Source organism: Inquilinus sp. Marseille-Q2685 (assembly GCF_916619195.1).
Taxonomy (GTDB): domain Bacteria; phylum Pseudomonadota; class Alphaproteobacteria; order DSM-16000; family Inquilinaceae; genus Inquilinus.
Genome location: NZ_CAKAKL010000013.1, coordinates 1 through 13363, shown reverse-complemented (window position 1 = coordinate 13363; position 13363 = coordinate 1). Strand labels below are relative to the sequence as shown.

The following is a 13363-nucleotide window of genomic DNA, read 5'->3' as shown; positions in this document are numbered from 1 at the left end:
CGCGAGGGGCAATTCCCTCCCGGATGGTCCGGCGCTTCCCGTTCCCGACGATCCGCGGGCGCATGGCCGATGCTGCCGGGCCGATGCGGGCCAGGCTGCCGATCGGCAGGCGTCGGTCGGATCTTGACGTAGGGCCTGTCGGCCGGCCGCGGCGCTGTCGCGGACGGATGGACGGGCGCGACGCCGTCGTCGTCGGGCCATGGGATTGGCCGGTCCGGATTTCCCCCTGAGCGTGTCCCCCCAAAGGCAGGTCGCCCGGTTCTCCGTCGGCCGCGCCGAGGCCGCCCGGATCGATCCTTGCCTGGGACGATCTTCCGGCATGTCGACGGCGCGCGCAATGCCGCACCGCATCGCTCCGCTTGCCCCGGCCGCTCCGGGCCGCCGGCGGCCGATCAGGGAAGGCGGCTCCGGCCGGACGCACGGCGGTCCGGTACGGCCGGCGCGAAGGGAAAGGGCTCCCGTCGGACCGGTCGATATCTATGGAGAGAACGGGCGGATGGCGTCCCCGGAGAGATTCGAACTCCCGACCCGCTGCTTAGGACGCAGCCGCTCTATCCTGCTGAGCTACGGGGACCCGGGCGCCCTTATAGCAAGCCGGCGAGGGCGATGACACCCCCGCCGTGATGTCGCGGCGCGGAGGCCGGATGCGAAGAAGGCCACCCCCGCGCCGGGCGGGGGTGGCCTCTCCGTTTCGCCCGAGACCGGATGCCCGCCTCAGTCCTCGACGAAGCTGCGCTGGAAGGCGTGCACCAGCGGGTCGACCGCGTATTGCAGGGCGGTGCGGGTGCCGGTCTGGATCGAGGCCTCGGCCGGCATGCCGGCGGACAGGTTGATCTGCGGCGCCACCTGCTTCAGCAGCGTCGGGTCGACCTCGACCTTGGCCAGGAAGTAGGACCGCTTGGTCTGCTCGTCCTGGGTGCTGTCGGCGGCGACATAGATCACGCGGCCGTCGATCCGCGGCATGTTGCGCTGGTGATAGGCGGTGAAGCGGACCAGCGCCGACTGCCCCTCGCGCACCGTGTCGATGTCGTTCGGCTGCACCTGCACGTCGATCACCAGCCGCTCGTTCTTCGGCACCAGCTCCAGGATCGGCGCGCCCGGCTGGATGACGCCGCCGAGCGTGTGGTACTTCAGGTTCACCACGACGCCGTCGACCGGCGCCAGGATGCGGGTGCGGCCGACCACGTCGCCGGTGGACCGCAGCTTCTCCTCCAGCTGGGCCAGCTCCTTCTGGGTGCTGGCGCGCTCCTGGGCGATCTTGTCGCGGAAGTCGCTGTCCAGCGCCAGGATCCGCATCTGGCTCTCGCCGATGGTCTGCTCGGCCTTGGCGATGGAGGAGGTGTCGGACGCCCGCTGCCCCTCGATCTGGGCCTGGCCGCGCTGCAGCTGCAGCAGGCGCGTCCTGCGCTCCAGCCCCTTGGCCACCAGCGGGGCGACGCCGTCGATCTCCTGCTGGATCAGGTCGAGCTGGGTGTTCGCCGCGGTGATCTGGGCGCGCAGCCCCTCGATGTCGGCGCGGCTCTGGGCCACGCGCTGCTCCAGCACCGACTTCTGGCCCAGGATCGATTCGCGGCGGGAGACGAACTGCTCCTGCTGCGCCCGCACCAGGGCCGCGGCCACCGGGTTCTTCGCCGCCTCGTCCAGCACCTCCTGCGGCATGGCGATCGAGGCCGCGCCGGCCTGCTCGGCGTCCAGCCGGGCAAGCGCCGCGATGTCGGCCAGGCGCTGCATGCGCACCGAATCATAGCTGGCCAGGTCGCGCGTGTCGTCGAGCACCAGCAGCGTGTCGCCGGCCTTGACCTCGGCGCCGTCCCTGACCAGGAGCTCGCGGATGATGCCGCCTTCCAGGTGCTGCACCGTGCGCCGGTTGCCTTCCGGGCTGACCACGCCGTTGGCGATCGCGGCCGAGGCCAGCGGGGCCACCGCGGCCCAGGCGCCGAAGCCGAAGACGAAGACGCCGATCACGACGCCGCCGATCAGGCTGAGGCGGTTCAGGCCGTAGGCGTTGCGCTTCAGCGCCGCGACCGTCCCATCCGGCGGAGCGGGCAGGCGGGGGCTGCTGCGGACGGCTGGCGGCAGTGGCTGTCCAGGCTCCTGAGGGATAAGCGACATTTTCCGAACTTCCCTTTGGCGCCGGCGTGGTCTCTGCGGCGCGTGGTCCAGCGATGCGGGCCAGAACCTCGGCCCGCGGTCCGAGCAGCGCGATCTCGCCGTCGCGCATCACCAGGAGGCGGTCGGCATCGGCTAGGATCTGCGGACGGTGGGCGACGATGACGACGGTCGTGCCCTGGGCCTTCAGCCCGGCGATCGTGCCCATCAGCGCCGCCTCGCCATCCGCGTCGAGGTTGGAGTTGGGCTCGTCCAGCACCACCAGCTTGGGGTTGCCGAACACGGCGCGGGCCAGGCCGACGCGCTGGCGCTGCCCGCCCGACAGCGGCACCCCGCCGTCGCCGATCGGCGTGTCGTAGCCCTGCGGCAGCCGCACGATCATGTCGTGCACGCCGGCCAGCTGCGCCGCCGCCACCACCGCCTCGGAGTCGACCTCGCCCATGCGGGCGATGTTCTCGGCCACCGTGCCGGGGAAGATGTCGACCGCCTGCGGCAGATAGCCGAGATACGGCCCCAGCGTCTCCGGCGACCATTGCCCGAGATCGGCGCCGTCGAGCCGGACCGCGCCGTCGGTCGGCGGGTAGATGCCGCACAGCAGGCGGCACAGCGTGCTCTTGCCCGAGGCCGAGGGCCCGACCACGCCCAGCACCTCGCCGGCCGCGATCTCGAAGCTGACGCGCTTGATGATCGGGGTCTTGGCCTGCGGCGCCACGAACACCAGCTTGTCGATCTGCACCTTGCCGGTCGGCGGCGGCAGGGTCAGCCCGTCGCGGCGCTTCGGCAGGGCGGTCAGGATCTTCTCGATCGATTCATAGGACTGGCGGGCGCTGATGAACTGGCGCCAGGAGCTGATCGCCTGCTCGACCGGGGCCAGCGCGCGGGACAGGATCATCGACCCGGCGATCATGCCGCCCGAGGTCAGCTCGCCGTGCAGCAGCAGATAGGCGCCGACGCCCATCACCAGGCTCTGCACGAAGATGCGGACGAATTTCGAGGCGCCGGCGATGATCGACGACAGGTCGGCGCCCTTCTCCTGGCCCTGCAGCGCCGCCTCCTGGTCCCGCCGCCAGCGGGTCAGCAGCGCCGGCAGCATGCCCATGGCGCGTACCGTCTCGGCGCTGCGGATGGCGCCCTCGGCCTGGCGCTGGGCGGTGACCTGCAGCTTGTTGGCGTCGGTGGTCGGGCCGCGCAGCATCTTCTCATTGGCCAGCGCCAGCCCGAACAGCACGATGGCGGACAGCAGGGCCGTGACCCCGAGCGCCCAGTGCAGCAGGAACATGACGATGATGAAGACCGGCGCCCAGGGGGCGTCGAACAGCGGGCCGATCGCCGGACCGCCGATGAAGGCGCGGATCTGCGACAGGTCGCGCAGCGCCTGGCCGCCCACCGGCGCGCCCAGCACGGCGCCGTTCACCCCGGTCTCGACCAGCGTGCCGGCCAGCTGGCGCTCGAACCGGGTGCCGATCCGGGCCAGGAGGGCCGAGCGCAGCCCGTCGATCCAGCCGAGGATGATGAAGGCGAAGCAGGCGACGATGGTCAGGAACACCAGCGTCTCGATATGGGCGCTGCCCAGCACCCGGTCGAACAGCTGGTAGGAGTAGAGCGGCGACACCATGACGAGGAGGTTGATGACGAAGCTGAACGCCCCCGCCACCAGGAACCATGGCCTGACCGATTGCAGGGCCCGGCGGGCGGCGCTCGGCGGTGTCGATTCGGTCTTCGCCATAATGTCTTTTATCCCCTCGTCGGCGTCCCCAGGCGCCAGCGCCCGAAGCCGACTTTATATACCGGCTTATACTGATCGAGAAACAGACCGCCTCGCTACCGGAAAGCGAACTGAAACCCCCTGAGGACCCGTATTTGAATAATTCATTCCGAGTTTTGTAACTGTCTCACAGGGAACACCCATTGTCTCGACAGATTCTGCGCTTCGCTTGGCAAAATTCTGACCGTTTCGCGACCGATCCTTGACCCCTTGGCGGCGGGGCCGGTCGGGCGCTAGGATGGCCCCGCATGGAACAAAGAAGCAACTCAGCCCGGATATCCGGGCTAGACTCCCTGGCGCGGCTGCAGACGGTGCAGGTCACGCGCGGCGTCCGGCGCTGGTTCGCCGCCGCCGGCCAGGCCAGCCTGCCGGAGTTCGGCCTGCCCGACGGCCGTCGGGCCGACATCTTCGCGGTCGACGGGGCGGGCGGCATCACCCTGGTCGAGGTCAAGGTCTCGATCGCCGATTTCCGCGGCGACCGGAAATGGCCGAACTACGCCGCCTACTGCGATCGTTTCTGCTTCGCCGTGCCGGAGGATTTCCCGCAGGAGCTGATCGGCCCGGATTGCGGCCTGATCGTCGCCGACGGCTTCGACGCCGTGCTGCTGCGCCCGCCGCCGGAACATCGCCTGCCGCCGCCCCGGCGCAAGGCCCTGGTGCTGGAGTTCGGCCGCGTCGCGGCCCAGCGCCTGCACCTGCTGGAGGACGAAGGCGCGCTGGTCGGCTGGCGCGGCACCGGCGCGATCTGAGCGGGATGGCTACGCCCGCGCGTTGCGGGGGCCGGCCGTGCTGCCACGCACCAGCAGCCGGTTCGGCAGCGTGGTCTTGAGCGGCGGGGCGGCGGCATCGCCGTCCAGCAGCGCCAGCAGCATCTCGGCGGCCTTCGCCCCCAGCTCCGCCGTCGGCTGCCGCAGCGTGGTCAGGGGCGGCTCGCAGAAGGCGCCCACCGGAACCCCGTCGAAGCCCAGGACGGACACGTCGCCGGGCACGGCCGCCCCCTGCGCCCGCACCGTGCTCATGAAGGCGATCGCGGCGCCGTCCCAGCAGGCGACGGCCGCGGTCGGGCGCCGCTCCCGCGCCAGATAGGCCCGGGCGGCGCGGATGCCGCTCTGGAATCCGTCCTGGAAGGAATGGCCGCCGCCGTGGCGGACCACCGCCCGCTCGGAGAGGCCGGCGGCCGCCAGCGCGTCGGCCAGCCCGCCGAACCGCTCGGCCTCGTGATAGCTGCCGGCCGGGCCGGCGATGTAGAAGAACGACCGGTGGCCCAGGCCGATCAGGTGCAGCACCGCATCGCGCATGGCCTCGCGGTCGTTGCCGACCACGCTCGGAATCCCGGCCGCGCTGCGGTCCTGCAGCACCGACACGACCGGGATGCCGGCGCCGGCGAGCGACCGCCGCCCGAAGGACGGCGGCTCCGCGGCCCCGATCAGGATCGCGCCGCGGACGATGCCGCCGACCGCCAGGTCGGGGATATGCGTCTCTGTCGCCGCGGATCGGCTGCGGCCGGCGATCAGGAGGTTGAAGCCGCTGTCCGACAGGGTCGCGGCGACGGTCTGCAGCACTTCGGGAACGATCTGCGAGGCGCCGTTGGCGATCGCCGGCTCCGACAGCACGGCCATGACGATGTTGGACGCGCCGACGCGCAGGTTCCGGGCAGCGGCGTTGGGGACGTAGCCCAGCTGCTCGGCCGCGGCGAGGATCCGGCGCCGCGTCGTCTCGTTGACCCGGCCGGGATTGGCCAGCGCGCGGCTGACCGTCGACGTCGCGACGCCGGCCAATCTCGCGACATCGCGCATGAGGGGGCCGAAAGCCTCGTGGCCGCTCGGGCGCCTGCCCATAATCCTGCGTATTCTTCCTGCTTTCGCCGCTGCCGTGCCGCCCGGTGACGACGGGTCGTCGCGGGCGGGGGCGGCGGCCCATATGGTCGATCGAAACCATTCCAAAGTGACCCGGGAAAAAGCTCTTGCAAAGCAGGGTAACGTTGCCACTATCTGGCAATCGATTGCCGGCTCGGGTCTCGGCTGGTCCGGGCTGAACGGCCGGGCCTTGCGAGGTCTGCAGAGACACATCACTCCGGAAGGCATCGGCGTCGGTCTTATTCATGTATTAAATTTATAAAATAATGATCAAATTCATTTATCAATATTTGGCATATCCTGACAATTCATCTCTAGGGATTCCGTGCTTTGAGCTGGAGTCTCAAAATTATTTTTGAGAGTGCGAGAAAAATTTCTTGCCGTATTTTCAGTTTTTGTCGATGAATCGGGACGATAGGCGATACGTCCTACCTATCTTGACATTTTTGTTTAATCCTCAATTCCGAGGAGTGCGTTTTCGCGCATACGCCACCTGCGCCGGTGGAACGATCCTATCGAACCCAATCATGAGAAAGCCCAGGGCCGTGCCCGCCTCCGGCGATGCGCGGAGCTTGGCCCCGTGACGGCGCCGCTGACTTCGAAGGAGGGTGCATATCATGGCTGTCATCAACGGAACTGCCGGTAACGATCTCTTCGACGGCTTGAGTACCGCCGATACGTATAACGGCCTCGCCGGCAACGACACGGTGTCCTACGAGACCTCGACGGCCGCCGTGAACGTCAACCTCGTGACGAATTCGGGATCCGGGGGCTTTGCCGCCGGCGATGCCTATTCCAGCATCGAGAACATCAACGGCAGCGCCTTCGCCGACACCCTCGTCGGCGACGCCAATGCCAACATCCTGCGGGGCTTCGACGGCAACGACAACCTCCAGGGCGGGGGCGGGGACGACGTCCTGCGGGGCATTAACGGCGATGACACCCTTGCCGGAGGCGTCGGGAACGACATCCTGGACGGCGGCGCCGGGACGGACGCGCTCGACGGCGGCGACGGCATCGACACCGCCTTCTACGGCAACGCGGCCGCGGCGGTTGCGGTCGACCTGCAGACCGGCGCCGGCAGGGGCGGCGACGGCGACGACACCCTGACCAGTTTCGAGAATGTCACGGCCAGCGCCTTCGACGACAACCTCCGCGGCAACGCGCTGGCGAACGTGCTGGCGGGCGGCGACGGCGCCGACCAGCTCCACGGCTTCGAGGGCGACGACACCCTGCAGGGCGGGGCGGGAGCCGATATCCTCAACGGCGACCAGGGCAATGACACGCTCACCGGCGGGGCCGGCGACGACATCCTGCAGGGGCTCGACGGCGCCGATTCGATCGATGGCGGCGATGGCATCGACACGGCCTTCTATGGCGAGTCGGCGGCAGGGGTCACGGTCGACCTCTCGGCCGGCACCGCCTCGGGCGGCGACGCCGAGGGCGACACGCTGACCGGCATCGAGAACCTCACCGGCTCCGACTCCACCGATCATCTCTACGGCAGCGCCGACGCCAATGTGATCGATGGCGGGGCGGGCGACGACACGCTCCGCGGCGGGGCGGGCGCCGACCAGCTGATCGGCGGCGACGGCTCGGACTTCGCCAATTACCAGGGCTCGGCGGCCGGGGTCACGGTCGACCTGCTGGCCGGCACCGCCTTGGGCGGTGATGCCGACGGCGACACGCTGACCGGCATCGAGAACCTGTACGGCTCGAGCAATGCGGACACCCTGACCGGCAGCAACGACCGCAACATCATTGGCGGCGAGCTGGGCGACGACACCATCATCGGCAATGGCGGCGACGACTCGCTCTCGGGCGAGGCCGGCGACGACAGCCTCGACGGCGGCGACGGCAACGACCGTCTCGTCGGCGGCGCGGGGATCGACACCATCCATGGCGGCATCGGCAACGACTCGATCGACGCCGGCAGCGAGAACGACATCGTCTTCGGCGAGGCCGGCAACGACACCATCCTGGGCGGCGCCGGCGACGACGAGATCGATGGCGGTGAGGGCAGCGACTACATCGAAGGCGGGGCCGGGGCCGACGCCGTCACCGGCGGCGCCGGCATCGACACCGCGGTCTACAGCCACTCCGCCGCAGCGGTGACGGTCGACCTCGCTTCCGGCACCGGCGCGGGCGGCGACGCCCAGGGCGACACGCTGACCGGGATCGAGCAGGTGATCGGCTCGAACCTCGCCGACACCCTCACCGGCGATGCCGGCGCCAACACGCTGTGGGGCGGCGCCGGCGACGACGTGCTCACCGGCGGCGCCGGGGCCGATGTGCTGAAGGGCGGGGCCGGCAACGACAGCTTCGTCTACACCGCGATCGGCGACAGCGCCGCGGCGACCGCCGGCCGGGACGTCATCTCGGACTTCGCCACCGGCGACCGGATCGACCTGTCGGGCATCGACGCGGACGGCAACAGCGCCAACGGCGACACTGCCTTCACCTTCGGCACCGGGAACTTCACCGGCGTCGCGGGCCAGCTGCGGGTGGTGGATTTCGGCGACGGCCGCCAGGGCGTCTATCTCGATGTCGATGGCGACAGGACCCAGGACGCGATCATCACCGTCTATTCCGACCACGCCCTGACCGCGTCGGACTTCGTGCTGTAGTTCTTCCTTGGGGCCGGGCGTCGCAAGGCGCCCGGCCCTTGGGCTTTCTGACGTTTTGCAATGAAATCTTTGAAGGGGACCTGACAATGGCGATCATCAACGGCACGGACGGTGCCGACAACCTGAGCGGCACCGCCGAGAACGACACCATCAGCGGCCTGGGCGGCAACGACCGGCTGATCGGCATGCAGGGCGACGACCTCGTCGACGGCGGCGCCGGTGATGACGAGCTGCACGGCAGCTGGGGCAACGACACGCTGAACGGCGGCGACGGCTTCGACATCATCGCCTATCTCAACTCGGACGCCGCCGTCACGATCAATCTCGGCACTGGCCAGGCGGAAGGGGGCTTTGCCGCTGGGGACAGTTGGTCCGGCATCGAGGGCGTCAGCGGCAGCCAGCTGAACGACAACCTGTGGGGTGATGCGGGAAACAACACGCTCCTCGGCATCGAGGGCGATGACCGGATCATCGGCATGGCGGGCGACGATGTCATCGATGGTGGCGCCGGCAATGACGAGCTGCATGGCAGCTGGGGCGCCGACACGCTCATCGGCGGCGACGGCCACGACGTCACCGCGTATCTCAACTCGGATGCCGGCGTCACGGTCAATCTCGCCACCGGCCAGGCGGAGGGCGGCTACGCCGCCGGGGACCAGCTTTCCGGCATCGAAGGCGTCAGCGGCAGCCAGCTGAACGACATCCTGACCGGGGATGCGGCGGCGAACACGCTCAACGGCATCGAGGGCGACGACATCCTGACCGGCGGCGCGGGCGCGGACGTGATCGACGGCGGCGACGGGTCGGACTTCGCCAGCTACGAGGGCTCGGCCGCCGCGGTGACGGTGGACCTGGTGGCGGGCACCGGCATGGGCGGTGACGCCGAGGGCGACACGCTGGCCAATATCGAGAACCTGCGCGGCTCCGGCTTCGACGACAGCCTGACCGGCAACGACGGCAACAACATCATCTTCGGCGAAGCCGGGGTCGACACCATCAACGGTGGCGGCGGCGTCGATTCGGTCAATGCCGGCAGCGAGAACGATGTGGTCTCCGGCGGGGCCGGCAACGACTCGATCTGGGGCGGCACGGGCGACGACCGGATCGACGGCGGCGACGACAACGACCGCCTCCAGGGCGCGGCCGGGGCCGATGCCCTGACCGGCGGCGCCGGCATCGACACCGCCGTGTACACCGCCAGCCGGACGGGTGTGACGGTCGACCTCGCTTCCGGCACCGGTACCGGCGGCGACGCCCAGGGCGACACGCTGACCGGGATCGAGCAGCTGCAGGGATCCGACGCCAACGACGTCCTCAGCGGCGACGGCGGCGCCAACGGGCTCTGGGGCGGTGCCGGCGACGACGTGCTCAGCGGCGGGGCCGGGGCCGACACGCTGAAGGGCGGGGCCGGCAACGACCGCTTCGTCTATACCGCGGTCGGCGACAGCACGGTGGCGGCGTCCGGCCGGGACGTGATCTCGGATGTCTCGACCGGCGACAGGATCGACCTGTCCGGCATCGATGCCGACGGCAACAGCGCCAACGGCGACACGGCCTTCACCTTCGGCACCGGCAACTTCACCGCCGGCGTCGCCGGGCAGGTGCGGGTGGTGGATTTCGGCGACGGCCGCCAGGGCGTCTATCTCGAGACCACCGGCGACCGGGTCCAGGACGCGATCATCACCGTCTATTCCGACCACGCCCTCACGGCAGCGGACTTCGTGCTGTGATCATCGGCGGCCCGGGTGCAAGGCGCATCCGGGCCGCTCGCAGGGACCATCAGGGATAGCGGGTCAGCGGATCGCCGGCGCCCCGTCCAGCATGACCTCGTCCTCCGGCGCGAAGCCGACGCGCCCCAGCACCCGCCGGGATGCCGGTCTGTCCCCGAAGAGGACGAGATGATCGCCTGCCGTATTGCTCGGAACGGCGGTCCGCGGTTTCGGGACAGGGGAGCTTCAGACTTTACATTTCCTTTTCCCACCAGCCGCGGGTGTTCACGTTAGCGGCGTCAGCGAGAGCTTCCAGCTCTACAATATCGGTGCTGGAGAGCGTCATGGTGCCGGCTCGGACCAGACCATCGACGTGGTTGGGCTTGGTGACGCCGACGATCGGCGTTGTGCCCTTGGCGATGGCCCAAGCCGTCGCGACATCGGCAGCCGCGGCCCCCTGCTTCTGGCCGATCGAGGCGAGCTTGTCCGTCAGCGCCTTCAGCCGGGACAGCATGCCATTGTAGATCTTCGCCCGGTTGCTGCCGTCCGGCAACGGGTTCTCCGGACTGTATTTGCCGCTCAGGGCGCCTTGTTCCAGCACCATATAGGCGAAGAACGGGATGCCCTGGTTGCGGCAGTAGTCCAGGATGCCGGCTTCCTCGGAGCTGCGGTAAAGAAGACTGTAGTGGTTCTGGATGGCTTCGACCCGGAACCCGGCTTCCCTGAGAATCCGGTTGGCGAGCTCGATTTCGCTCAGATTGTGATTCGAGACGCCCACATGCTTGACCTTCCCGCTCTTCAGCAACGGGATCAGGTGCGGAGTCCACCGCGCGACATCGGCCGGGTTGTGAATCCAGTAGAGGTCGATGTAGTCCGTGCCGAGGCGTGCCAGACTCTGCTCCAGCATGTCCGCGACCGGATCGTCGGCGGTCCCTGCGGCCTGCGGGGTGAACTTCGTGGAGAGCTGGCAGTCGCTGCGGGCGTAGGGCTTCAGCACCTCCCCGAGCACGGTCTCTGAACGGCCCATCCCGTATACCACGGCGGTATCCCACAAGGTGAAGCCGGCCGCATGCGCCTTGTCCGCGACCTCTTCCAGGTCAGCCTGAGTCAGGTGGCTGCCGAAGTAGCCGTCGCCAGCCTCGCCGCTGTCGCCCCAAGCCCAGGTCCCCAGCGCGACCTTGGGAAGTTTCAGATTGTCGAATGTCATGTTCGCTCCATGCCTGTTCCGCAGCCCGGTTTGCCGTGACCCGGGCGCTGCCGGCATCGTGATGCGTGGTGACGCCGAGCCGTTAGCCCGATAGGCCGGGATTTCTGCCCGATCCTCCAGAAGCCGCGTCGCGCGTTTACGACCTTCCGCGCGCGTGCGACGATCCGTTTCATGGAACCACTGACTGGAATCGCCGGGATAATTGCCCGGCATGTCTCGAGGGATGGCTTTCACGGCACCTCGATCGAACGTATGACGCTTGTTCGATCCTCCGCGGTCACAATGCCGATGCCGAATGTCTACCGGCCGCAACTGTGCCTCGTCGCGCAGGGGCGAAAGGAGGTCACGCTGGGCGACCGCGTGTTCAGATATGCACCGGGCCGCTATGGGATCGTCACCCATGACCTGCCGGTAACGGGTCAGGTGGTCGAGGCGACGCCCGATAGGCCCTATCTCTGCCTGTACCTCGATTTCGATCCGGTCATGCTGGGGCAGTTGGCGTTGCGCGTGCCGCCTCCGCCCCGAGCGCCCTCACCGCCCATAGGCAAGACGGTGTCCGACGCCGGTACCGAACTACTCGACGCGGTCCTGCGCCTGCTGCGTCTGCTCGACGATCCGGCAGCGCTGCCCGTGCTCGGGCCGCTTGCCGAGCAGGAAATTCTCTATCGCCTGCTGGTCGGCCCGGACGGCGCCAGGATGCGCCACATCACCTCCAGCCAGGGTCGGGTGGCCCAGATCGGCCGCGCCATCGCCTGGATCGGGCAGCACGTCCGGGAACGGTTCAGCATCGAACGGCTTGCCGCGGAAGTGGGCATGAGTCCGTCGAGCCTGCACGAGCATTTTCGCGCCGTAACGGCGATGACGCCGCTGCAGTTTCAGAAGCAGCTCCGGCTGCAGGACGCGCGCAGCCTGATGCTGGTAGAGGACATCGACATCACGACCGCCGCCCTCCGTGTGGGTTACGAAAGCCCTTCGCAGTTCAGTCGCGAATATCGCCGCCACTTTGGAGAACCGCCGGCACGCGACATAGCCCGTTTGCGCGCCTCGCCGGGCTTGGCAGTGGTGGCTTGAGTTCAGCCTGCCGATGTCGGCGCATCAGAATACCGCTCTTAAGTGCGCGCCCGGCTATACCAGCGGCTCCGCCTCCGGATCGCCATGGTGCCTCGCACCTCGCGATGACGCGGAAGGCCGATGAGGGCCAAGATGGTGCTGTAAACACAATGTTCATTGCGAGGGCGGCTTGTTCGTGTTCATGCTATGTTCCATGGACGCGACGCAGACCGATCGGACATCGGAGGCCGCGCCCGCTCCTCAGGAGGAGCGGACGGCCCGGCATCTGCGCATGCTCGCCCGGGCGGCGGACGTCCATATGGAGATCATCGAGGCCACCCGCACCGAAGCGGTGGAGGCGCCGCAGCCCGGCGTCGACTATGGCCAGCGGATCGCCGTCGTCACCCGGTCGCTGCGTCTGACCCTGCTGCTGGAGGCCAAGCTGTCGCGGCAGGCGGAGGAGAAGCGCAAGGCGGCGGCGCAGCGCGAGGCGGCGCAGGAGGACTGGCACGGGCTGCGGGTGAATCTCGCGATGATGGCGGCGGCCTATGAGGTGTCCGGGGACGGCGAGGAGGCCGACCGCCGTGAAGCCGAGATGCATGAGCGGCTGGAGCGGCCGGAGGTGGTGGAGCTGATCGAGGCCAGCCGGCCGGAGGTGGCGGTGGCGGCGTTGTGCCGGCGCTGGGGCTATCCGGTGCGGGTGGAGCAGTGGCTGGAGATGGCCGACGAGGCGATGGAGGAGCTCGGCTTCCTGCGCCGCAGGACGGCGAGGACGCCGCGGATCCGCCCGAGCCGCGTTCCGCTGCCCCTGCCCGGCGCAAGCCGCCGGACACCGGGTAGACGCGATCCCTCCAGCTGTCATTGCCGGGCTTGACCCGGCAATCCAGAAAATGTCGACGCATCTCTGGATGCACGACCTCGGGCATATCAGCTGGGGAACGGGAACTGGTTCGCGTGCCGCGAACCCAACCCGCGAAATCGACACCGCCGCAGCCTTCCATTCTCCCCCTCCCCTTGCGGGAGGGGGCAGGGGGAGGGGT

At 68.9% G+C, this 13363-nt stretch carries 9 protein-coding genes, 1 tRNA gene and 1 pseudogene; 6 read left to right on the top strand and 5 right to left on the bottom strand.

The window, feature by feature from the left end:
• Positions 1-497 precede the first annotated feature (497 nt).
• The 3 genes and pseudogenes from LG391_RS32550 to LG391_RS32540 all read right to left on the bottom strand — a co-directional run.
• Positions 498-574, bottom strand: a tRNA-Arg gene (locus tag LG391_RS32550).
• 140 nt (positions 575-714) lie between these two features.
• The gene (locus LG391_RS32545; RefSeq protein WP_255646974.1) at positions 715-1965 is read right to left on the bottom strand and encodes an HlyD family type I secretion periplasmic adaptor subunit; all 1251 of its coding nucleotides are present in this window, start codon (positions 1963-1965) and stop codon (positions 715-717) included.
• 214 nt (positions 1966-2179) lie between these two features.
• Positions 2180-3835, bottom strand: a pseudogene (locus LG391_RS32540) (type I secretion system permease/ATPase); the annotation flags it as partial.
• Positions 3836-4122: 287 nt separating this feature from the next.
• On the opposite strand from LG391_RS32540, the gene LG391_RS32535 reads away from it, so the two are divergent.
• A complete protein-coding gene (locus LG391_RS32535) occupies positions 4123-4623 on the top strand; it encodes an MmcB family DNA repair protein (protein WP_225772975.1) in 501 nt (166 codons plus the stop codon).
• A gap of 9 nt (positions 4624-4632) precedes the next feature.
• Here LG391_RS32535 and LG391_RS32530 read toward each other — a convergent pair whose 3' ends face one another.
• The gene (locus LG391_RS32530; RefSeq protein WP_225772973.1) at positions 4633-5670 is read right to left on the bottom strand and encodes a LacI family DNA-binding transcriptional regulator; all 1038 of its coding nucleotides are present in this window, start codon (positions 5668-5670) and stop codon (positions 4633-4635) included.
• On the opposite strand from LG391_RS32530, the gene LG391_RS32525 reads away from it, so the two are divergent.
• From LG391_RS32525 to LG391_RS32515, 3 genes are all read left to right on the top strand, one after another.
• The gene (locus tag LG391_RS32525; protein ID WP_225772971.1) at positions 5669-5992 is read left to right on the top strand and encodes a hypothetical protein; all 324 of its coding nucleotides are present in this window, start codon (positions 5669-5671) and stop codon (positions 5990-5992) included. The two genes, LG391_RS32530 and LG391_RS32525, sit on opposite strands and share 2 nt — an antisense overlap.
• A 355-nt stretch (positions 5993-6347) precedes the next feature.
• Positions 6348-8357 (top strand): hypothetical protein, encoded by a 2010-nt coding sequence (locus LG391_RS32520; RefSeq protein WP_225772969.1) that lies wholly within the window; start codon positions 6348-6350, stop codon positions 8355-8357.
• Between the two features lie 86 nt (positions 8358-8443).
• On the top strand, positions 8444-10087 hold the full coding sequence (locus LG391_RS32515) for a calcium-binding protein (protein ID WP_225772967.1): 1644 nt from the start codon (positions 8444-8446) through the stop codon (positions 10085-10087).
• Between the two features lie 232 nt (positions 10088-10319).
• On the opposite strand, the gene LG391_RS32510 is transcribed toward LG391_RS32515, so the two are convergent.
• Positions 10320-11273: an aldo/keto reductase gene (locus LG391_RS32510; RefSeq protein WP_225772965.1), complete on the bottom strand. Its 954-nt coding sequence runs from the start codon at positions 11271-11273 to the stop codon at positions 10320-10322.
• Between the two features lie 171 nt (positions 11274-11444).
• Here LG391_RS32510 and LG391_RS32505 point away from each other — a divergent pair, with 171 nt between their 5' ends.
• Positions 11445-12344 (top strand): AraC family transcriptional regulator, encoded by a 900-nt coding sequence (locus LG391_RS32505; RefSeq protein ID WP_225772963.1) that lies wholly within the window; start codon positions 11445-11447, stop codon positions 12342-12344.
• A 193-nt stretch (positions 12345-12537) separates the two neighbouring features.
• Positions 12538-13197 (top strand): hypothetical protein, encoded by a 660-nt coding sequence (locus LG391_RS32500; RefSeq protein WP_225772962.1) that lies wholly within the window; start codon positions 12538-12540, stop codon positions 13195-13197.
• The last annotated feature ends 166 nt before the right edge of the window (positions 13198-13363 follow it).

Coding starts and splice junctions, on each gene's coding strand:
- LG391_RS32535 (WP_225772975.1), top strand. CDS start 4,123: ATGGAACAAAGAAGCAACTCAGCCCGGATATCCGGGCTAGACTCCCTG.
- LG391_RS32525 (WP_225772971.1), top strand. CDS start 5,669: ATGAGGGGGCCGAAAGCCTCGTGGCCGCTCGGGCGCCTGCCCATAATC.
- LG391_RS32530 (WP_225772973.1), bottom strand. CDS start 5,670: ATGCGCGATGTCGCGAGATTGGCCGGCGTCGCGACGTCGACGGTCAGC.
- LG391_RS32520 (WP_225772969.1), top strand. CDS start 6,348: ATGGCTGTCATCAACGGAACTGCCGGTAACGATCTCTTCGACGGCTTG.
- LG391_RS32515 (WP_225772967.1), top strand. CDS start 8,444: ATGGCGATCATCAACGGCACGGACGGTGCCGACAACCTGAGCGGCACC.
- LG391_RS32510 (WP_225772965.1), bottom strand. CDS start 11,273: ATGACATTCGACAATCTGAAACTTCCCAAGGTCGCGCTGGGGACCTGG.
- LG391_RS32505 (WP_225772963.1), top strand. CDS start 11,445: ATGGAACCACTGACTGGAATCGCCGGGATAATTGCCCGGCATGTCTCG.
- LG391_RS32500 (WP_225772962.1), top strand. CDS start 12,538: ATGGACGCGACGCAGACCGATCGGACATCGGAGGCCGCGCCCGCTCCT.